22 protein-coding genes are annotated in these 18,919 nt (G+C 32.6%); 7 read left to right on the top strand and 15 right to left on the bottom strand.

Features of this window, described 5'->3' with window-relative positions:
• Positions 1-7 precede the first annotated feature (7 nt).
• Positions 8-451, top strand: coding sequence for a YybH family protein (locus ES674_RS04780; RefSeq protein WP_148402829.1), 444 nt, complete (start codon positions 8-10; stop codon positions 449-451).
• Here ES674_RS04780 and ES674_RS04775 read toward each other — a convergent pair whose 3' ends face one another.
• Positions 452-730, bottom strand: a complete 279-nt coding sequence (locus tag ES674_RS04775; protein WP_170233965.1) for an STAS domain-containing protein — start codon at positions 728-730, stop codon at positions 452-454.
• A 232-nt stretch (positions 731-962) separates the two neighbouring features.
• Positions 963-1,304 carry a tRNA-binding protein gene (locus ES674_RS04770; RefSeq protein ID WP_148403642.1) on the bottom strand — a complete coding sequence of 114 codons (342 nt, stop codon included), beginning with the start codon at positions 1,302-1,304 and terminating at the stop codon, positions 963-965.
• A gap of 171 nt (positions 1,305-1,475) precedes the next feature.
• Here ES674_RS04770 and ES674_RS04765 point away from each other — a divergent pair, with 171 nt between their 5' ends.
• Positions 1,476-2,324, top strand: a complete 849-nt coding sequence (locus tag ES674_RS04765) for an AraC family transcriptional regulator (RefSeq protein ID WP_148402828.1) — start codon at positions 1,476-1,478, stop codon at positions 2,322-2,324.
• 36 nt (positions 2,325-2,360) lie between these two features.
• Here the strand turns inward: ES674_RS04765 and ES674_RS04760 are convergent, their stop codons facing one another.
• The 6 genes from ES674_RS04760 to ES674_RS04735 all read right to left on the bottom strand — a co-directional run bounded on the left by ES674_RS04760 (position 2,361) and on the right by ES674_RS04735 (position 6,686).
• Positions 2,361-2,939 (bottom strand): PhnA domain-containing protein, encoded by a 579-nt coding sequence (locus tag ES674_RS04760; RefSeq protein WP_148402827.1) that lies wholly within the window; start codon positions 2,937-2,939, stop codon positions 2,361-2,363.
• Positions 2,940-2,995: 56 nt separating this feature from the next.
• The gene (locus ES674_RS04755) at positions 2,996-3,358 is read right to left on the bottom strand and encodes an MmcQ/YjbR family DNA-binding protein (RefSeq protein WP_148402826.1); all 363 of its coding nucleotides are present in this window, start codon (positions 3,356-3,358) and stop codon (positions 2,996-2,998) included.
• Positions 3,359-3,385: 27 nt separating this feature from the next.
• Positions 3,386-4,138 carry a cyclase family protein gene (locus ES674_RS04750; RefSeq protein WP_148402825.1) on the bottom strand — a complete coding sequence of 251 codons (753 nt, stop codon included), beginning with the start codon at positions 4,136-4,138 and terminating at the stop codon, positions 3,386-3,388.
• Positions 4,139-4,211: 73 nt separating this feature from the next.
• Positions 4,212-5,357 (bottom strand): radical SAM family heme chaperone HemW, encoded by a 1,146-nt coding sequence (gene hemW, locus ES674_RS04745; protein WP_148402824.1) that lies wholly within the window; start codon positions 5,355-5,357, stop codon positions 4,212-4,214.
• 133 nt (positions 5,358-5,490) lie between these two features.
• Positions 5,491-6,048 carry a crossover junction endodeoxyribonuclease RuvC gene (gene ruvC, locus ES674_RS04740; protein ID WP_148402823.1) on the bottom strand — a complete coding sequence of 186 codons (558 nt, stop codon included), beginning with the start codon at positions 6,046-6,048 and terminating at the stop codon, positions 5,491-5,493.
• The gene (locus ES674_RS04735; protein WP_148402822.1) at positions 6,048-6,686 is read right to left on the bottom strand and encodes an outer membrane beta-barrel protein; all 639 of its coding nucleotides are present in this window, start codon (positions 6,684-6,686) and stop codon (positions 6,048-6,050) included. The genes ruvC and ES674_RS04735 overlap by 1 nt, the downstream gene beginning before the upstream one ends.
• Positions 6,687-6,739: 53 nt before the next feature.
• Between ES674_RS04735 and ES674_RS04730 the strand changes: the two genes are divergently transcribed.
• The 3 genes from ES674_RS04730 (at position 6,740) to ES674_RS04720 (ending at position 9,774) form a co-directional block, all read left to right on the top strand.
• Positions 6,740-7,702 (top strand): lysylphosphatidylglycerol synthase domain-containing protein, encoded by a 963-nt coding sequence (locus ES674_RS04730; RefSeq protein WP_148402821.1) that lies wholly within the window; start codon positions 6,740-6,742, stop codon positions 7,700-7,702.
• Between the two features lie 2 nt (positions 7,703-7,704).
• Positions 7,705-8,832, top strand: a complete 1,128-nt coding sequence (locus ES674_RS04725; protein WP_148402820.1) for a glycosyltransferase — start codon at positions 7,705-7,707, stop codon at positions 8,830-8,832.
• A 66-nt stretch (positions 8,833-8,898) separates the two neighbouring features.
• Positions 8,899-9,774 (top strand): hypothetical protein, encoded by an 876-nt coding sequence (locus ES674_RS04720; RefSeq protein WP_148402819.1) that lies wholly within the window; start codon positions 8,899-8,901, stop codon positions 9,772-9,774.
• Between the two features lie 19 nt (positions 9,775-9,793).
• Here ES674_RS04720 and ES674_RS04715 read toward each other — a convergent pair whose 3' ends face one another.
• From ES674_RS04715 to ES674_RS04700, 4 genes are read right to left on the bottom strand one after another with little or no spacing between them, the layout of a single operon-like run.
• Positions 9,794-10,270 carry a hypothetical protein gene (locus ES674_RS04715; protein ID WP_148402818.1) on the bottom strand — a complete coding sequence of 159 codons (477 nt, stop codon included), beginning with the start codon at positions 10,268-10,270 and terminating at the stop codon, positions 9,794-9,796.
• A gap of 39 nt (positions 10,271-10,309) precedes the next feature.
• Positions 10,310-11,443 (bottom strand): tetratricopeptide repeat protein, encoded by a 1,134-nt coding sequence (locus ES674_RS04710; RefSeq protein ID WP_148402817.1) that lies wholly within the window; start codon positions 11,441-11,443, stop codon positions 10,310-10,312.
• Complete coding sequence (locus tag ES674_RS04705; RefSeq protein ID WP_148402816.1) at positions 11,436-12,854, bottom strand: M56 family metallopeptidase; 1,419 nt, start codon at positions 12,852-12,854, stop codon at positions 11,436-11,438. Before ES674_RS04705 ends, ES674_RS04710 begins: the two co-directional genes overlap by 8 nt.
• Positions 12,851-13,225: a BlaI/MecI/CopY family transcriptional regulator gene (locus tag ES674_RS04700; protein WP_148402815.1), complete on the bottom strand. Its 375-nt coding sequence runs from the start codon at positions 13,223-13,225 to the stop codon at positions 12,851-12,853. Before ES674_RS04700 ends, ES674_RS04705 begins: the two co-directional genes overlap by 4 nt.
• A gap of 133 nt (positions 13,226-13,358) precedes the next feature.
• Here ES674_RS04700 and ES674_RS04695 point away from each other — a divergent pair, with 133 nt between their 5' ends.
• Positions 13,359-13,868, top strand: coding sequence for a DUF456 domain-containing protein (locus tag ES674_RS04695; protein ID WP_148402814.1), 510 nt, complete (start codon positions 13,359-13,361; stop codon positions 13,866-13,868).
• 260 nt (positions 13,869-14,128) lie between these two features.
• Here the strand turns inward: ES674_RS04695 and ES674_RS04690 are convergent, their stop codons facing one another.
• From ES674_RS04690 to ES674_RS04680, 3 genes are all read right to left on the bottom strand, one after another.
• Entirely contained in the window at positions 14,129-14,803 is a 675-nt protein-coding gene (locus ES674_RS04690; RefSeq protein WP_170233964.1) for a response regulator transcription factor, read from the bottom strand.
• A gap of 13 nt (positions 14,804-14,816) precedes the next feature.
• Positions 14,817-16,847 carry a tetratricopeptide repeat-containing sensor histidine kinase gene (locus tag ES674_RS04685; protein ID WP_148402813.1) on the bottom strand — a complete coding sequence of 677 codons (2,031 nt, stop codon included), beginning with the start codon at positions 16,845-16,847 and terminating at the stop codon, positions 14,817-14,819.
• 139 nt (positions 16,848-16,986) lie between these two features.
• Positions 16,987-17,175 carry a hypothetical protein gene (locus tag ES674_RS04680; protein WP_148402812.1) on the bottom strand — a complete coding sequence of 63 codons (189 nt, stop codon included), beginning with the start codon at positions 17,173-17,175 and terminating at the stop codon, positions 16,987-16,989.
• Between the two features lie 441 nt (positions 17,176-17,616).
• Between ES674_RS04680 and ES674_RS04675 the strand changes: the two genes are divergently transcribed.
• Entirely contained in the window at positions 17,617-18,918 is a 1,302-nt protein-coding gene (locus ES674_RS04675; protein WP_148402811.1) for a DUF2254 domain-containing protein, read from the top strand.
• Position 18,919: the final 1 nt, after the last annotated feature.

Raw genomic sequence — 18,919 nt, 5'->3', positions numbered from 1 at the left:
TCATCTTATGAAATCTCTATATCTTATTTTAAGTCTATTGTTTTCCATTGGACTTATGGCACAAAAGGACATATCAAAGACACAGCAAGAAGATAGTCAAGCTATTCGTTTCGTTTTAAACACACAACAAGATGCTTGGAATAAATTTGATTTAGAAGGTTTTATGCAAGGCTATTGGAAAAGTGATTCCTTACAGTTTTACGGCAGCAGTGGTCTTACCAAAGGCTGGCAAAAAACATTAGACAATTATAAAAAAGGATATCCTAGCCAAGCACATATTGGCGAATTAAAATTCACCGTTAAATCCATTGCACCTATAGAAAACGAATCTTATTACGTAATGGGCCAATATCATTTAAAACGAACGGTTGGTGACGCCCAAGGCGAATTTCTAATAATCTTCAAAAAAATTGAAGGCGAATGGAAAATTATCGCAGATATGTCTAGCTAATTAGGCGGCATCATTGGTTTTAAAGTGGTCGTATAAATCTTTGCAACCAAAACCAACAATAGATAATTGCTTCTTTTTCTGTAAGGATTCATTATGCAATTTGGCCAAAGCCATAACACCAAATTTATCGATGCTATCTAATTCTTCGATACTAATAGTAACAGATTGTAAATTGTCGAAAACGTGTTCAAATTCATTTTGAAACATACTTACCGACTTTTTATCGAGGATGCCTTTAACTTTAAAAAAGTTGTTGTAGTGTGAAATTATTAAGCTCATAACATATGATGTTTAAATATTAAGTAATAACTAATTTGCTATTAATCATATGAGGGATGCCGTAAATATAAGCTGTTAAAACAATTTCGCATCTTGTTTTCGACATACAGCAGAACTTTTAGTTAATCGTAATTATAATGTAGGTAAAGTCGACAAACAACTGCTTTTTAATGATTTACATATAAGATAAATCCTGAAAAATACTTTTCATCCTATTCCCTTCTTGAAGTTTTCAAGCTATTTTCGTTCCGTTTGGTATAACACGCTCGGGTTGTAATAATACTACATCTTTATCATCGCCCAATCCACCTAAAATTAAACACTCGCTCATCATATTCGCAATTTGTTTGGCTGGAAAATTCACAACAGCAACCACTTGTTTTCCTACAAGTGATTCCACGCTATATAAATTGGTAATTTGCGCAGAGGTTTTTAAGTTACCTAAAGTTCCAAAATCAACTATTAATTTATAAGCGGGATTTTTAACTTCTTTAAAAATTTCAGCCGAAATAATGGTTCCAACACGCATGTCCACTTTTTCGAATTCATTCCAGGTTAAGTTTTTATCTATCATCATTTCTAAAACAGTTATGTTTAGGCTAAATTAAGAATATTTCCCAGACGCGGCATTTCTAATGTATGTGAAGTTTCAAAAATACATACGCTATTATCCCAATTTCTACTTGAAATTCAACTAATGAATACTATTTGATTATTTTTGTGTTTGAAGTCCTTAAAATTTCAAATGAAAGTACTACCCTTTAAAATACCGAAACCCGAGCAAGATGCTTTTGTGTATCAAGTGGATTATGTACCTGCTTTTTATGACAAACTTCATCAACATGAAGAAATTCAAGTAAGTATTATTTTGGAAGGAGAAGGAACACTAGTGGTTGGCGATAGCGTGAATTTCTATACAAAAAATGACATTTTGGTTCTGGACAGTCACATGCCACATGTTTTTAAAAGTGATGTGGAAGCTTCTGAAAACTCGCACATGCTTTCCATGTTTTTTACAAAAGAATCCTTTGGAACCGACTTTTTTAATCTTGAAGAATTACATGAAATACAGCCATTTTTTAAACGGTCCAAACATGGTTTTAAAATAACGTCCAACAAAAAAGCCATTAAGAAATTATTTCTGCAATTGGAATCCGCTTCCAAAATAGAACGTTTCATCATTTTACTTCAATTACTAAAAATAGGTGCTACTGCGGAATATGAAAGTCTCTCATCTTTTATTTATAATAAGAAATATTCCGATAATGAAGGAAAACGCATGCGTCATGTTTTGGCTTACACCATGAATCAATACACGAAAGATATTACTTTGGATGCCGTTGCAGATGTATCCAACATGACCAAAAATGCTTTTTGTAAATACTTTAAAAAGCGAACCAATAAAACCTATTTTCAGTTTTTAAATGAATTGCGAATCGAAAATGCGTGTCGTTTAATGTTATCGCAACCGGATGATGCTATTTCGGAAATTGCCTACCAATCGGGTTTTAATAATATATCAAATTTCAACCGTCAGTTTAAAATGATTAAAGGGAAGTCGCCAAACAACTACCGGAAAAATCCTAGTTCATAATTTGAGATATTATAAGACAATTGCGGGATATGAAATTTAGGTTTTCTTCACGTATTTGGTGATTATCACAATTTGCTGACCATCTACTTTACCTTCAATAAATTCGGCATTTTCATGATCCAAACGAATATTTCTAACAGCGGCACCTTGTTTAGCAACCATACTAGAACCTTTCACCTTTAAATCTTTAATTAAAACCACAGAATCGCCGTTTTCTAAAATAACGCCATTCACATCACGGTGGATAATTTTGTTGGCTTCGTCTTCATGTTCGCCAGTTGCACGTGCTAAAGCCAATGCTTCGTCGTCTAAATACATCATATCCAACAAATCTTTTGGCCAACCTTCACCACGCATACGTTGCAGCATACGCCATGCCATGATTTGAACCGCTACATGCTCACTCCACATACTATCATTCAAACAACGCCAGTGATTGGTATCCATTTCTACATTACCTTCTATTTGATCTAAACAGGTTTTACAAACCAAGACATCATTAGCCACATTCTCATTTAAAGATGGTGGAATGGTATATTGTGATAAGCCTTCAGTTGAAGTACATAATTCGCAGGTATTATGGCTGCGTTCTTGAATCATTTGCAATACGCTCATTTTGATAAATTTTGAAGATTAAAAGGGGTCTATTTCAAGTTGCGAATATACCACTTTTATTGGAGTGAATCACGTAATTTTTTAGTCATGCCTTTTACAACCATATCATAGGAATGGTCTATCAATTCCATTAAAAATGAGGCGGATATTTCGCCTTCGTGAATAAAAACAGTATTCCAATGTTTCTTGTTCATATGGAAACCTGCGCGGATACTTGAATGCTGCTCACGCAATTCTATAGCATAATCTGGATCTGCTTTTAAATTGATAGATGCTTCACCGCATTCCCATTTTCCCAAAGGCACCAAAGCAAATATTTTATCCAGAACTTTAAAAACTAGTGTATCTTCATCAAATGGAAAATTCTCGGTAACGCTATGCTTCGAAAGGCAATAGCTGCGGAGTTCTTCCATATTCATGATTTAAGCATTACATGTTCCTCAAAATTAATTTTCTTCTATTTCAAACAAAATCGGCTTACTGGGCGTCGCATCATTTTCAAAAGGCGCTATTTGCAAGTTTAAAAAATAGGTGCCATCTTCAACAGAATTGGGAACAAAAATTAATTCGGTGATGGTTGCATCCATACGTTTTCTGCCTGTTGTATTCCAAAAAGCGTGATGAGCCAAAAGTTCGCCATCATCTTTTTCTTTATCAACGCTAGGCAAATCTATTAATAAATGTTTCACACCTCTTTCACGTAGATAAATCGCCGCTTCTTCTAATAAATAAGGCGGATTGGTATCAGAATATTGATGGTTTAATTTCTCTCGTGTATTAGGAATGGTGCGAATAATAACGGCATCGCGCTTTTTATTTCCTAAAGCGAATTGAATTTGTTTTTTAGAAATAACAAAGTCCTTCTTACTTTTTTCTGGTGCCACTGTAATGACTTGAGCTAAAAAGAAAAATTGTTTCAAATTCTGATTTACAGAGTGCAACTTTTTAGTAATATGCCCAACACATTCTGTATGCGTTCCATGAGCATGCGGATTAAAAGTAATAGTATTGAAATTAATATCAGCACCTTCAGCCACACTTGCAGTCCATTCCCCATCCACTACGGGTTCAATTTTTGGCGGATCTTGATACCAAGCATTCACATTATTTTCTGAAGCGCGAAGTGGTATGGAAATATCTATAGCTTTGGATAAATCTATTTTATACTTTTTAGAATTGGTTTCAATAGTTGCAATCATGTATAAGGTTTTTCTGTATTCAATATGTTTATAATTAAGGCAAAAGTCTGCAAATAACCTACTTTGAAAGACCTTAATTTAATAGAAATAAATCGGAAGCAATGCCATCACTTAAAAAAGCACCTTTCTTGGTAACATGTAGGGTTTCATCTTCAATTTGAAGCAAATTATTAGCTATATGTTTTTCTGATTCTTTGAGTAAAAACGCCTTAAAATGCAATCCAAATTCACGTTCTATTTTTTCTAATGAAACGCCCCAGATCGTTCGTAAACCAGTCATAATATATTCATTATATTGATCGGTTTTCGATAACTTTTCGATTTCCATCGGTAAACAACTTTCCGAGATTGCTTGAATGTATTTTGAATTATTTCTAATATTCCAGCCACGTTCTATTCCATTAAAGGAATGTGCTGAAGGTCCAATTCCTAAATAGGATTTGCCTTGCCAATAGGCCGAATTATTCCGACTGAAATAATCGGGTTTCCCAAAATTAGACAATTCATAGTGTATAAACCCACGATTGGTTAATGTTTCTACCAGAATATGAAATTGCGCTTCTGCTAACGCATCGTCTACATTTTCGATAATTCCTTTTTTAATAAAATTGGCTAGAGCGGTTTTGGGTTCAACCGTTAAAGCGTAACTGGATATATGCGGAATATTGAAAGACAAAGCCATTTCAATATTTTCTAGCCATTGGGCATTTGTGGAACCGGGAATACCATAAATTAAATCGACAGAAATATTATCAAAATGTTGAGTTGCTTCTTGTAAGGCTATTTTAGCTTCTTCGGAATTATGCGCACGATTCATCAATTTTAAATCGGCTTCAAAAAACGATTGAATTCCTATGGACAATCGGTTTATGCCAATGGCTTTATAATCTTGAAAAATAGTTCTAGACTGCGCTCTAACGGAAACGATATCATCTGGATTGGCTTCTAAAGTGATTTCAGGCGTATCAGAAACGCGATAATTTTCATAGACAGCATCAATAATTAGCTTCAATTCTTCAGCAGATAAAAGACTGGGTGTTCCGCCACCAAAATAAATAGTTTCAACTTTTTTGTTCTCAAATTCGGCTTTGCGCAGTTTAATTTCAGTAATTAAAGCTTCAATCAGTTCATCTTTCTTTTTTAAGGACGTTGAAAAATGAAAGTCGCAATAATGACAGGCTTGTTTGCAAAACGGGATATGAATGTAGATACCAGCCATTTTTTTAGTTTTGAGTTTTCAATAAAAGTGGAAAGTCGTTTCTTAAAACTTGTGATTTTATCATATTTCAATTATTATTCCTGCAAATCAAGTAAAACTGAATACTGCAACTGCGACTGCGACTGAAAACTGCTTACTTCTTTTTAACCCGATCCGCATTTTGCTTCACAAAACTATCCCAACCTGAATAACTTTTACCAATTTCAACGCGGCCTTCATTATAAAAATGACAAACGGCTGCTGCCAATCCGTCCATAGAATCTAAATTTTTTGGTAAAGTTTTTAGTCCTAATAAACTTTGAAGCATTTTGGCCACTTGCTCTTTACTAGCATTACCATTTCCTGTGATAGCCATTTTAATTTTTTTAGGCGCATATTCTGTAATAGGAATCTCCCGACTTAAACCTGCTGCCATGGCCACACCTTGAGCGCGCCCTAACTTGAGCATACTTTGTACGTTTTTCCCAAAGAAAGGTGCTTCAATTGCAATTTCATCTGGATGGTGGGTTTCAATTAACTCAATAGTCCGTTCAAAAATTAGTTTAAGTTTTAAGTAATGATCGTCGTATTTCTTTAAATCTAATTCATTTAATTGTAAAAAAGACATGTTTTTGCCAACCACTTTTATGAGTCCGAAACCCATAATAGTTGTACCGGGATCTATACCTAATATAATTTTTTCTTTACTCATTAATCACAATAATAGCAACCACTTAATGAAACTGAAACTCCTACTGTTGCCGTAATTAGGTTTCCGTTAAATGACCCAAACCCATCAGAAACGGGTTTAAATTCCGAGCTAAACCCGTAAATATAAGACGTATCTAAAAACACGGAGAGCGTTCTTGAAATAGTATAATGAAATTCCAAACCAGCCATAGCATTTAAAAATGATGTATTATTTTCTGAAAAGCCACTCAAAGGTTTAACTATAGAAAATCCGGGGCCTGCATGCGCAGCAATTCCTAAATATGTTGGCAGAAAATTAGCTATCGGTGATAAATCATATACAAATTGGACATTAATTCGCGAGTAATTAATTTTGAAATAGGGCGAACTAGCGTCATGATCTAGTTTATTAAAACCATAGTCTAATTTTACACCATATTCTTTTTTAAACATGCGTTGCACACCTAAATGAAAGGTAGGGAAATTAATAGATTTACCCTCATAACCAATAGCAAATCCATCCGAATTTGGGCTATTTACTCCTACAACAAACTGCGCTTTCCAACGGCTAGCTTCACTTTGAGCAAAACTATTTGGTATCATCAACAGTAAAAATGCTGCCAAACTTATGTTTCTAATCCGTTTAAAAGTTATGTACATAAAATTTCATGTTTAAATTTGTAATATTACCCTATTAAAGAACCCAGCAAAATATGTTTGGAACTATTCCTCACAAAACTAAACAATTCTTTTTTGTGCTCATGAAATTGAGCATTGTTGTTGCTGCTTTTTATTTTATTTTTTGGAAACTAACCCGTAATCCAGATCTAGACTTTAGCAGTTTTGTTCATTATTTAATAGAAAACAATCGATTTTCTGTAATAACCATTATTTTTCTAATCATTTTGAGCAGTTTCAATTGGTTTTTGGAAATTTTAAAATGGAAAACTCTCGTATCTACTTTCAAAGAAATTTCTTTATATCAAGCGTTGGAACAAAGTTTAAGTTCACTAACAGCATCCTTACTAACACCCAACCGCATTGGAGAATATGGTGTAAAAGCTTTATATTTCGCTTCAACAGAACGGAAAAAAATTGTAGCTTTAAATTTGATAGGAAACAGTTTACAAATGCTCGTAACTGTTTTATTGGGATGTATTGGCTTATGCTTTTTTTTAAACAGCCATGAAACTGACTTAAAATACGGTCATATATTTATATTTACGGGTGCCGTTTTTGGATTATTTCTTATTGGACTATTCTTTCTGTTAAAAAGTAATAGAACCATTAAAGGTATTTCACTTCCTAAAATTAAAAACTATTTTAGGCAACTTCCTTCTTATATTTATGGACAGGTATTTTTAATAGCTTTTTTACGGTATACCTTATTTTCGTTTCAATTTTACTATATTATGACTTTATTTGGCGTGTCTTTTTCTTATTTCCAAGGCCTTATAGTTATAACAAGTATGTATTTTTTAGCATCTGTAATCCCGTCTTTATTTATTTTTGATGTGGTCATAAAAAGTAGTGTTGCCGTATATTTGTTTAGCCAAATTGGTGTAAACGCATTTACTATTTTAAGTACCGTTACAATAATGTGGCTATTAAACGTTGTATTACCTAGCATTTTTGGCAGCATTTTCGTTTTAAAATTTAAACAAATTATACCTTAAAAATGGTTTTCATAATTGCTATATCCATTACGCTTGCATACTTAATTTTAATAAGTGTGTTGGTTTACGGGTTTGATAAAATTCCTAAATATTACATAGAAGATATCCCGGCTATAACGGCTTTTAGTATCATTGTTCCTTTTAGAAATGAATCTAATAATTTACCGCAGCTTTTAAAATCCATTAAGGATTTACACTATCCTCCTGATCTCTTTGAAATTATTTTAATTGATGATGCATCCGAAGATAATTCGGTTCAAATCATTAAAACATTTATTGAAAATGGCTTAAAAAATGTCACCATTATAAAAAACAAAGGCGCGCTTATTTCGCCAAAAAAAGAGGCCATAACTAGAGCTATAAATAAAGCGAAATACGATTGGATTATTACTACAGATGCCGATTGTCGCGTACCCAAATTTTGGCTTCATAGTTTTGATTGTTTTATTCAAAAAACAACCTGCCGTTTAATTGCAGCGCCTGTTAATTATTATGATATCGCTTCTTTTTTAGATCGCTTTCAAACTATGGATATCTTAAGTTTAATGGGAACGACCATTGGCGGATTTGGAATAAAGGAACCATTTTTAGCTAATGGCGCCAATTTAGCCTATCAAAAATCCTTATTTATTGAACTTTCTGGATTTAAAGGTTCGGCCGAAATAGCTAGTGGTGACGATGTTTTCTTCTTACAAAAAGCCGTTAGAAATAACCCTAATGATGTGTGTTATTTAAAATCCATTGAGGCAACGGTTGAAACCAAGCCACAACGAAATTGGAGCCAATTAGTGTCTCAACGCCTACGTTGGATGGCAAAATCTACACATTATAAAAGTTTTTTTGGGATACTGACAGGCATTGTTGTGATGCTCATGAATTTGTTGCTTATTCTTTTAATTCCCTTTTTAATATTAGGCTATTTAAACTTTGCAGACTTCCTTTTTATGGTGCTTATAAAGTTTGGAATTGACTTTCTTTTAATATTTAAAACGAGTCGGTTTTTACAGCAGGAATCCGTTTTACCCTCCTTTTTTACAGCCAGTCTTTTTTATCCATTTTTTAGTCTGTATATAATTTCTTTATCTTTATTTGCAAGTTATACTTGGAAAGGTCGAACCTTCAAAAAATAGCACTATTTTTTAAAAGTTATAATTTAATTTATATAGATTTACAGGTACTCAAAATCAGCAAACAACATGAAAAAGATCTACTTTTTAATTGGTTTCTTAACTTTAGGGTTTTTAGGTTTCTCGCAGAAATCCTATACCATTAACAATGAAACTATAGAATTGGAAACTGCCATTGAAGGTAATCTAGATTTGCTTTGGACGATTGATGACGGCACGTATCGCTATTTTGTAAAGTCAAAAGATGGGCGTATTCAAGAATTGGTGAACACCAAAAATCCGGAAACTAAAAAATATCAAGAGCAATATAAATCTGTTTTAAATACATTAACGGAAGGTTACGGCGTTCCAACAGAAAAAGTAAAACTAACATTACATAGTTTGGAAAGTTTTTTCAATATGTATAATGCCACAACCGATTTAAGCTATAATTACGATGCTCGTGCCAAATTACAAGCTCGATTAGGCGTTTTTGGTGGTATTACCAATCAACCTTTCGTAGAAAACCCAAACAATGCCAGCGTCCCTTTTTTCGGTTTGGAGTTTGAGTTTTTCGAAGCCACTAAATTACCACGTCACGCCTTATTCTTTTCTTTCAGACATGCCTTGGAAGCTGATGATTTTGAATATTCGTCAACCCAAATGGCTATTGGATACCGATACCGTTTTGTCAACGCGGAACGCTTTAATATGTATGGGAATTTAAAACTGGTGACATATGATTTTGGGAATGCAACCTATCAATTGCCTATACCAGAAATAGGAACCTATAAAGAATCGTTTTCTGGAATTGATGTACCGTTTATTTTAGGAATTGGCGCAGATTACCGCGTAACGGAAAACAGTTTTATCACCTTTGCTTATCATGATATTTATTCTCTGTTTAGTGATAACAGCGATAATTTTCCAATCGATTTCGCTTTAGGATATAAGATTAACCTTTAATATTTCAGCAAAAACGCATTTAATTTACTTTAATAATAACAGGCAAAGTAAAGGCCGTTTTCACTTGCTGACTGCGTCTTATTGCTGGATAAATTTTAGGAAGAGAATCTACACTTTTATGAAGTAATTCTTTAATATTCGGTATTTCCTGAAGTGTTATAGAATCCGCTTTAATGGTAAGAAGCGATAAAATTCCTTCTTTTGAAATTTCAAAATTTATATAAACCGTATCATTAATATCCTGTGTTACTACTAGCGTATCGCGCTGCAGTTTTTCAGTAATAATGTTTGTTAAGGTATTCTGAAAACAATGTTTTTTATCTTCTTTTGAAGCGCTACCATCGCAACTTTCAAACATGGGATATTCATCCACTTCATTCCAGTTAAAAGTGAGAAGTTCGTTTTCCAAAATTACTTCAGATGATGTTTTTTTAACATCGAAATAATTACAGGATGTTACCAATAAACAAATTAAAATAAAGGAAAGCTGTTTCATGGGTTGTTATGAAAGCGAAAAATACGATAATTTTAGATTCTAATCTGTATTCATAAATTTTTCTTGCTTCAATTCCTGCAGTCGACTTTTCGCTTTATACAAAAATAAATTTTTAGGATATTTTAAAATGAAATCTTCATATAATTTAATGCGGGTATTAACATCTTTATAATACTGATCTTTGGTGAAAACTAAATAAAAAGCAGCATACTTATTATTTGGATTTTCATATAAAGCCCTTTGAAAAGACTGGATGGCTTCCGCATATTTTTTTTGTTGATTTTGAATAGTTCCTAACTTCATATATTCAATATCCAAAGGCACGTCTACTATTTCAATGGCCTTTTTTATATAGTTTTCCGCTTGCTTATAATCGCTAATTCGGGTGTATAATAATCCTAATTTATAGATGTTTTCCACATTGTTAGGGTCTTTGGCAATGGCTAACTTTTGTTGGTCAATAGCTTTATGAACTTCTGACATTTCAGAATAACAAGAGCTTAATTTTTCATGAACAAATTGCGAATTCTCACCCAGTACCAAAAGTTTCTCAAACCAAATAGAAGCGTTTTCAAAGTCTTTTTTCCAATAGGAATTTTGTGCTTTTAAACTAATCAGTTCCACATTGTTTTCATAAGCTTTTAAGCCTATATCCACATAATAATCTACCGAATCATAATTCCTAATTTGCAATTGGCGCTTGGCCAATTTAAAAATAGATTTTTGATGCCCATTGTCTAATTTAAAACTTCGTTTAAAGGATTTTAAGGCCAAAGAATCTTGTAATTGTTCATATACCAAACCCAATTCATATGGATAATTAGGATGCAAAGAATCCATTGCTATGAGCTGATTAAAAACAGATTTAGCCGTTTGATAGTTTTTCGTTTTGGCTAAAAGTTGCCCATAATCGTATTTCAAAAGGACATCATTAGGAAACACTTTTATACGCACTTGATAATAGTGCAAAGCTTCATCATAGTTTCCAATGGCAACATAAGATTTTGCTAATTTATAGGATACGGCATCTACATTTTCATAGGATTTATAGGTTTTAATAGCTTCAGAAAAGTTGCCATTTGCAAACAAGCTATCGGCAACATTTAAAACCGAAGTTTGCGCTTCGGTTTTAAAAAAAATTAGAATACATACTAATAGGATACCTTTATTCATTTACTTGAAACTTGATAGGTAAGTAATAGGCAACTCTTACTTTTTGACCCTTATTTTTTCCTGGAATTAAATCGGGCAACATGTTTAAAACACGTTTTGCCTCTGCTTCCAATTCTGGTTTTGGAGCTCTTGCTTTAATGTCCACAATTTTACCGGTTTCACTTATTTTAAAGAAGACTCTAATCTGCTGAATACCCGTTAAATTTAAAGTAGTCGCTAATTCTGTATTGAAATTTTCGGCAACAAAAGCATTCAGTTTTTTACTCATACATTGTTTATTTACTTCATTTGAACTGCCGCTTTCACAACCTGGAAAAACAGGAACTTGATCTACCACGGCAAAAGGAACTTCTTGAAAAGTCCCATCCGCATGTAATTCAGAACCTTCAACAACCTTTTTATTGGCGCTTTGCATTAAAAGTGTTCGTAATGCTTCTTTATTAATTTCGGATAATTCACCATTAGCTTCAATAGAATTTTTTAAAGCTTCTATCTGATTTTCAATTGTTAATTCCTGTTCCACCACTTCTGTTTGAGTAGCATCTGCAGAGCATGATGAATATAGTAACATGGCTGAAACCATTGGAATTAATAAGGCGTACTTGATTAATTGTACTTGTTTGGATTTTGATTTTTGTAACATAATAATTCGTTTTTTGATTAATGATTGTTTGAAAAATGGATTGATGAATGATACGTGATTCGCATCGAATATTTGTGCTAATAAGTTTTCGTAATATTGTTTTTTGTTGTTTTTTACAGCTTTGGAATCGGCTATAAACTCATGTAATTCAGTCATGCGATTTTGATACATATAAACCAATGGATTAAACCAAATTGCAATACGTAACAATTCAAAAAATAGTAAATCCCAGCTGTGTTTTTGGTTTACGTGCACGATTTCATGCTTTATTATTTGAGCACGTTCTGTTTCCTGAATATTTTCACCTAGGAATATGTAGTTGAAAAATGAAAAAGCGACTGTACTTTTCAGAATGCTTACATAATAAATAGATCCTTGTTTTTGCTTGGAATTTTGAAAGCTTAATTTGAAAATTTGAAACAAGCGCACAGTAAAAAACACGAAGGCCAAAGCACTTCCTATTAGCAAAATAAGTGTGGTATACCACAAAATACTATGGGATGAATTGCTGCCATTAATGACCACTTCTTCCAAAAAAATAGTATTTGGCGTTTGCGATAAAACCTGTGGCAGACTTACTATAAAATCTGGTGAAACAGCATTTTTAAAACCTTCAATTTTAATAAATGGTAGTAAAACAGATAAGAGGGCCGTCATTAATAAATACGCGCGATTCCAATTAAAAAATGTTTCCCTTTTTAAGAATACATCATAAATGAGCAAAAAGAATACTTGAAACGCGATGACTTGAATAATGTAGTGTATCATGATTTTTCGTCTTTATGAATCTCGTTTAAAACGGATTCTAATTCTTGTAAACTGATATCATTTTTCTTCATAAAAAAAGATACCATACTTTTAAAGGAGCCCTGGAAATAATTATCAACCAGTGAATTAATACTTTGATTACTATAATCCTGCTTTTTTACTTTCGGAAAATACACATGTCCTTTCCCCTGCTTTTCATAATCTACAAATCCCTTACTTTCTAAAATTCGGACAATGGTAGAAACGGTATTATAAGCAGGTTTCGGTTCTGGCAACTCTACTATAATATCCTTAACGGCTGCTTTTTCCAAATGCCATAAAACCTGCATAATCTCTTCTTCGGCTTTCGTTAATTGCTTTTTCTGTATCATATTTACGCTGCTCTAATTTATTCAACTAATGTTTTAGTTTATCAAATATAACTAAAAATTTAGTTTTAACTAATTATTTAGTTGATAAATTGTGAGATTCTTTTTTTATCTTCGTTTCATATAGCACAAATCCATGGATATATTATTAGTTATTTTAGGCTTTATTATCATGCTTGTTGGCATTGCGGGAAGTTTTTTACCAATTTTACCTGGAGCACCTTTGAGTTGGATAGGTTTACTTCTACTCTATTTAACAGATGCTGTACCCAATAACTGGTGGTTTTTAGGAATTACTTTAGCCATAGCCCTATTGGTTTTTGCTTTGGATTATATCATTCCTGCTATAGGGACCAAGCGTTTTGGTGGCAGTAAGAAAGGTGTTATTGGAACCACAATAGGACTTATAGTTTCCATTATTTTTCCAGTTTTAGGTCCTTTTGGTATTATAATTTGGCCTTTTGTTGGCGCTTTTATTGGCGAAATGATAAATAAAGCAGATTCTAAAATTGCAGCAAAAGCCGCTTTCGGTTCTTTTTTAGGATTTTTAGCCGGAACATTTATCAAGTTTATTGTGACGATTGTTTATCTCGGCTTTTTTATTTGGCGCGTTTGGGAATATAAAAGCGACATTTTTTCTTTTTAATAAGAAGAAACCTCATGGTTTCCAATTCAAAAAATGAAAATCCATGAGGCTGTTGTAAATGCTATTAATTCAACAAATTTCTTAATGAGGGATTTATTTGTCGTTGACTTTTTAAAAGTAAACAATAGTTTTAACTTGCTGTTGCGGTTTTACCGTAACAGGTTTACGGTTAAACCGTAATTGCTACTAATAGCAAGAGTTTTGAACCGTAAAAATTTGAAATAAAATTGATTGTTTAATAATTTTAAAGCACAAAGCTTTTAAATAAAGCCTTCTTTCTTGGCAACGGCCAATAAATTTTCATCGCTGCCATCTTGAACATCAAAAATTAATTTAAGTTGTTTCTTGCGTTTTTCAATGGCGCTTAAGGATATTTCGAAATGATCTTTTAAACTTTTTGTTCTTACACCTTGCGAAAGTAGATATAATATTTTCCTATCTATTTCATCTATACTAATCGTGTTTACAATGGTTTTTCGGATAATATTACTAACAGAGGCGCTATAAAATGGTGGTTTTTTTAAAACGGCTTGAAAGGCACTGGCCAATTCACGCGACGTTAAATCGCTTTTAATTAAAAATCCTTCAGGATCTATATCCTTAATAATGTTATGAATCCTGTAGGGTTCATTAAACATAGTAAGCATAATAATTTTACATTTCGGCATAATGCGTCGTGCATATTTTGCTAAATCTTCGCCAGACGTAAAGTCACCATCACTAGAAGGTGGTAAACTGATATCCATAAATAGAATATGGTAGGGTTTTTCAATATCTATTGCCTTGCGCATAAAATTTAAGGATTGATCGCAATTATTAGCAATATCAATTTGCAATTCTTGGTTTTCTTTTTTAGTAGCTAGTAACGTATTTTGATATCCTTCAATAATCATTGGATGATCGTCGGTCATTAATATACGCAGTGTTTCTATCATTTTTATTTTAAATTTAAGGTTGATTTGGTATTTTTATAACAATAGTAGTTCCTATTTCTTTTTCAGACTCAATTTTAAGTTGACCTCCAAATTCGCTAACACGTGCCTGCATATTTTTTAAGCCAATGCCTTTTCTTGATTTTTGGACTTCAAATCCAGTTCCATTATCACTGATTTGCAAGCAAATTACATTTTTTTCTTGCGTAAAGCTAATATCTACATGGCTTGCTTGTGCGTGTTTAAATATATTTTGAAGTGATTCTTGCAGCATTCTGTAAATGTGAATTTTAGTTTTATTCGGTATATCTTCCCACGGAATATCGCTATTTGAACTGAAATTAAAGCTTAAGTTATAAATTTTAGCTTGCGTTTCTATTAAAGATTCAATAATATCTGGAAATCCTGAATTCGTGATAAAATCAGCATTTAATTCATGAGAAACTTCCCGAATATCCTGTTCAATAATTTGAAGTTCGTTTATATAGGTTTCGCGAGTTTTCATGGCTTCATCAGTCGTGCTTAAATTCAAACTATCTAAACTTAATCGCGTGCCAAATAAACGTCCTAAAATACCATCATGCAAATCTTGCGAAATCCGTTTTTTCTCTTGAGACCGCGCTTCATCTACTTTATCCTGTTGGCTTAACATTAAATTATAGATTTCTTCATTCGCTTCTTGTTGCTGCTGTAATAGCCGCAATTCTTTATTTTTAGCGCGTTGTGTACTTATTATATACAAAAGTATAATGGTAAAAACCATACTTGCTGAAAATATAATTAGCCATAAACGCTCTCGCGAAATGCGTTCGTTTTCTATTTCTATCTGTTCAGTTTCAAAATCTATTCGCGCAAATTTATTTCGGATGGCGCGTTCTTTATTTACTAAACTATCATTCAAGTGAATATAATCGTTTAAATAGGATACGGATTTCTGCGGGCTTTCAATTTTCGATTTTAAAAATAAGGCGTTTAAAATAACGTCATTGGTTTGGGAAGTTTCACCTTTTTGATAGGCAATATTGGCAAAGATTAATGCGGAATCTGGTTGTTTTAAGTCCAGATAAAATTCCGAAGCATTTAATGAAACAGACATGATACTAGAATCATCTTCAATACTATCACTAACATGATAAGCTTCTAACAACATTTTCTTTATATCCTTACTTTCAAAATTACCGGATTTATGTTGTAACAGAGCGTAATCGCCCAAAATCAAGGCATAATTAGCTGGTTCCTGTTTTAGTAAACTTTCCTTTTCAAATAATTCTTGATAAATTTTTAAAGCTTTATCAAACTGTTTTTGCTCTTTATAAATAAGCGCAATATTACTATTAGAATACAGTGTGTATAAAAAATTATCTGCAATTCGGTTACTGTAGGATAAGGCTTTGTAGTGATATTCAATGGCATTATCATAAAGTTTCAACTCATCGGAAGCTATAGCGACTAAATTAAACAGACCCCATAATCTATCAAGAATATCTACAGTTTTAGGCAAACTTTGATAGAGTCGAATAGCTTTAAAAGCATTGCTCTCACAACCCACATAATCCCGTTCTTCAAATTGAATGGTTGCCATGGAATTAAAAGCGCTTGCCTGATCTTTTACCATCTGTAAAGATTCGAAATCTTTGGAGGCGTTGTAATAATAGGTATAGGAACTATCATTCTGATATTTTTCGGAATGATACCAACCCAGCACATTATTTATATAGGCTATAGCCAAAGTATCCTTTAGCTTTTTGGCCAACTTCAGGTTTTCAAGATTTAAATCATATAGAGAATCTACTGCAAATTGCCGTAAATAAAGCGTGGCCAATTGGCGCTTGGTTTTTAAAATAGTAGAATCTATTTTAGATTTTTCAGAAAAAACAATTGCTTTTTTTATATAAGAAACGCGCTGATCCAATTCAAAAGATTTGGTCTCCGCCAAGGCGCGATAATAGGCTACACTATCTAAATAATTTTGTTGACGATTATTTTGAGCCGTTAAAAATCCGCTAAATGATAATGTTACAATAAAAATAAGGTGTTTTAAATACATAGAAGCCCATCAAGTCTTTTCAAATTTAAAATTTTTTATTACAAGTAAGGGGCTACAGCAGATTTATAATCACAATAAAACTTAATAGCAAAAAAACCCTTTATAAATAAAGGGTTTTAAATTGAATATTATAAAAGTATTATCCGTTTGTTGGAACGTCTTTTCCTCTTTTCACATGTCTCTTTGTTTGAAACGCATAAGTGAAATCATCTTTTTCAGAAACGGTTTCTTCAGTGGTGTCGGGAGTTGTTGTTTTGCTTTGTAATGTTAATCCTGTAAGTGTCATACAAAAAATGGCTGCTACTAAAGTAATTTTAAGGGTTTTCATGTTAGTTTGTTGTTTAGGGTTATTTATATTAAAAATTATACGTGTTTATAACAAAAACAATTGATTTTTTTTAATAGAAAATGACTAACAGAATAATGCCAATTAGCATTTTAAAAAGCGCGTAGCAAAAATGCTACTAACTAAAAAAATCAAACATGAGGGAATAGACAAAAATGTCTTAAATGGATTAATGAACCTTGAATAAGTAGAATACTACAATTTAGGGACTTACTAAAGGCTTGCAAACATAATTTAAATATACGTAAATTTAACAATAAACAAGTTTAAACGTATAATTTTATCGATTAAAAGCTAAAAAGCAGCGTATTTCCTACTTAAAATGTTAATAAGTGGCTTAAAAGTTTAGCTCAAAAAATAGTTTTCCTACAATTTGATTTTTTTTTATTAAAAATGTTGAACTTGTAATCCTAAAATAAAAGCATGAAATCCCTTTACAACCGTTTTATTAGTTTTATAAATACCATTAGAGGCAAAATAGCCTTCTACCCGACGCTTTTCAGTTTTTTTGGCTTCAACTTTGCCATGCTGATGCTGTATTTAGAAAAGAAAGGTATTTCAGCTTTTATTATTGAACATGTTCCACAATTAGTTATTAATAATGCCGACACCGCCAAAACACTTTTAAGTTTTTTAACGGGCGGAATTATTTCCATTATGGTTTTTAGTTTCTCCATGGTTATGGTTTTACTAAATCAAGCTTCCAGTAATTTTTCACCACGGGTTTTGCCCGGATTAATTTCCAATAGAAATCACCAATATGTTTTAGGAATTTATTTAGCCACTATTTTATACAACACGTTTACGCTGGTGGGTATTAATCCGCAGGAAACTGACAAATATCAATTACCGGGTTTCTCTGTACTTATTGGTATTATTCTAACAGTTATTTGTTTGGGTGCGTTCCTGTATTTTATTCACTCCATTTCGCAATCCATTCAGGTTAATAATATTTTAGACAGCATTTATAAGAAGGCAAAAAAGCGCTTGGACCAATTAATAGAAAGAGAATCTGAAAGCGCAGCTGACTTCCCAGATACGGCTAATTGGAAATCTTATTACAGTTCTGAAACGGGTTATTTTCAAAATATAGCCAAAGCAAATTTGATAGATATTTGCGAAGAACAAAACATTCAACTAAAAATTTTAGTTATTCAAGGCATGTTTGTTTTAGAAGGCATACCCATTATTCAAGTCAGTAAAGAAATTGATGCTGAATTAGTTGAAGATATACTCTCAAATTTCAATTTTGCTCGAGGCGAATTTGTAGAAGACAATTACACCTTGGCTTTTAAACAAATTACGGAAATTGGCATGAAAGCCATGTCGCCAGGCATAAACGATCCTGGAACCGCCATTAGCACCATTGATTACTTAACGGAACTATTTGCCTTGCGCCTTAAAAAAAACGACCGTACTATTTTCACCTCTAAAGATAACGAGCGCTCTTTAATTGCCGTAACTACCATAGATTTCAAGGAATTATTATACCAAGTTATGGTATCTTACAGAACCTATTGCAAACATGATTTAAGCTGTATACAAAAACTCTTTATCATGTTTAAATATTTATTATTGCAAAAGGCACATTTACCTGAATATCAAGATGCTTTGCAAGCAGAAGCCAAATTACTTTATGAGGACAGCCAAGCAAGTATACAAAACGCTACGGATTTGCGACGGATTGAGAAATTATATCAGGCTTTGCCGGAGGTGAGGCGTTAAA

The sequence above is a fragment of the Bizionia myxarmorum genome (genome assembly GCF_008086205.1).
In the GTDB taxonomy this organism is placed as follows: domain Bacteria; phylum Bacteroidota; class Bacteroidia; order Flavobacteriales; family Flavobacteriaceae; genus Algorimicrobium; species Algorimicrobium myxarmorum.
The sequence above is the reverse complement of the archived record's forward strand: the minus strand, read 5'-3'. Positions and strand labels throughout refer to the sequence as shown.

Bases quoted from the DNA above. Each gene is read 5' to 3' on its own strand.
- ES674_RS04780 (WP_148402829.1), top strand. From the start codon at position 8: ATGAAATCTCTATATCTTATTTTAAGTCTATTGTTTTCCATTGGACTT.
- ES674_RS04775 (WP_170233965.1), bottom strand. From the start codon at position 730: ATGAGCTTAATAATTTCACACTACAACAACTTTTTTAAAGTTAAAGGC.
- ES674_RS04770 (WP_148403642.1), bottom strand. From the start codon at position 1,304: ATGATAGATAAAAACTTAACCTGGAATGAATTCGAAAAAGTGGACATG.
- ES674_RS04765 (WP_148402828.1), top strand. From the start codon at position 1,476: ATGAAAGTACTACCCTTTAAAATACCGAAACCCGAGCAAGATGCTTTT.
- ES674_RS04760 (WP_148402827.1), bottom strand. From the start codon at position 2,939: ATGAGCGTATTGCAAATGATTCAAGAACGCAGCCATAATACCTGCGAA.
- ES674_RS04755 (WP_148402826.1), bottom strand. From the start codon at position 3,358: ATGAATATGGAAGAACTCCGCAGCTATTGCCTTTCGAAGCATAGCGTT.
- ES674_RS04750 (WP_148402825.1), bottom strand. From the start codon at position 4,138: ATGATTGCAACTATTGAAACCAATTCTAAAAAGTATAAAATAGATTTA.
- hemW (WP_148402824.1), bottom strand. From the start codon at position 5,357: ATGGCTGGTATCTACATTCATATCCCGTTTTGCAAACAAGCCTGTCAT.
- ruvC (WP_148402823.1), bottom strand. From the start codon at position 6,048: ATGAGTAAAGAAAAAATTATATTAGGTATAGATCCCGGTACAACTATT.
- ES674_RS04735 (WP_148402822.1), bottom strand. From the start codon at position 6,686: ATGTACATAACTTTTAAACGGATTAGAAACATAAGTTTGGCAGCATTT.
- ES674_RS04730 (WP_148402821.1), top strand. From the start codon at position 6,740: ATGTTTGGAACTATTCCTCACAAAACTAAACAATTCTTTTTTGTGCTC.
- ES674_RS04725 (WP_148402820.1), top strand. From the start codon at position 7,705: ATGGTTTTCATAATTGCTATATCCATTACGCTTGCATACTTAATTTTA.
- ES674_RS04720 (WP_148402819.1), top strand. From the start codon at position 8,899: ATGAAAAAGATCTACTTTTTAATTGGTTTCTTAACTTTAGGGTTTTTA.
- ES674_RS04715 (WP_148402818.1), bottom strand. From the start codon at position 10,270: ATGAAACAGCTTTCCTTTATTTTAATTTGTTTATTGGTAACATCCTGT.
- ES674_RS04710 (WP_148402817.1), bottom strand. From the start codon at position 11,443: ATGAATAAAGGTATCCTATTAGTATGTATTCTAATTTTTTTTAAAACC.
- ES674_RS04705 (WP_148402816.1), bottom strand. From the start codon at position 12,854: ATGATACACTACATTATTCAAGTCATCGCGTTTCAAGTATTCTTTTTG.
- ES674_RS04700 (WP_148402815.1), bottom strand. From the start codon at position 13,225: ATGATACAGAAAAAGCAATTAACGAAAGCCGAAGAAGAGATTATGCAG.
- ES674_RS04695 (WP_148402814.1), top strand. From the start codon at position 13,359: ATGGATATATTATTAGTTATTTTAGGCTTTATTATCATGCTTGTTGGC.
- ES674_RS04690 (WP_170233964.1), bottom strand. From the start codon at position 14,803: ATGATAGAAACACTGCGTATATTAATGACCGACGATCATCCAATGATT.
- ES674_RS04685 (WP_148402813.1), bottom strand. From the start codon at position 16,847: ATGTATTTAAAACACCTTATTTTTATTGTAACATTATCATTTAGCGGA.
- ES674_RS04680 (WP_148402812.1), bottom strand. From the start codon at position 17,175: ATGAAAACCCTTAAAATTACTTTAGTAGCAGCCATTTTTTGTATGACA.
- ES674_RS04675 (WP_148402811.1), top strand. From the start codon at position 17,617: ATGAAATCCCTTTACAACCGTTTTATTAGTTTTATAAATACCATTAGA.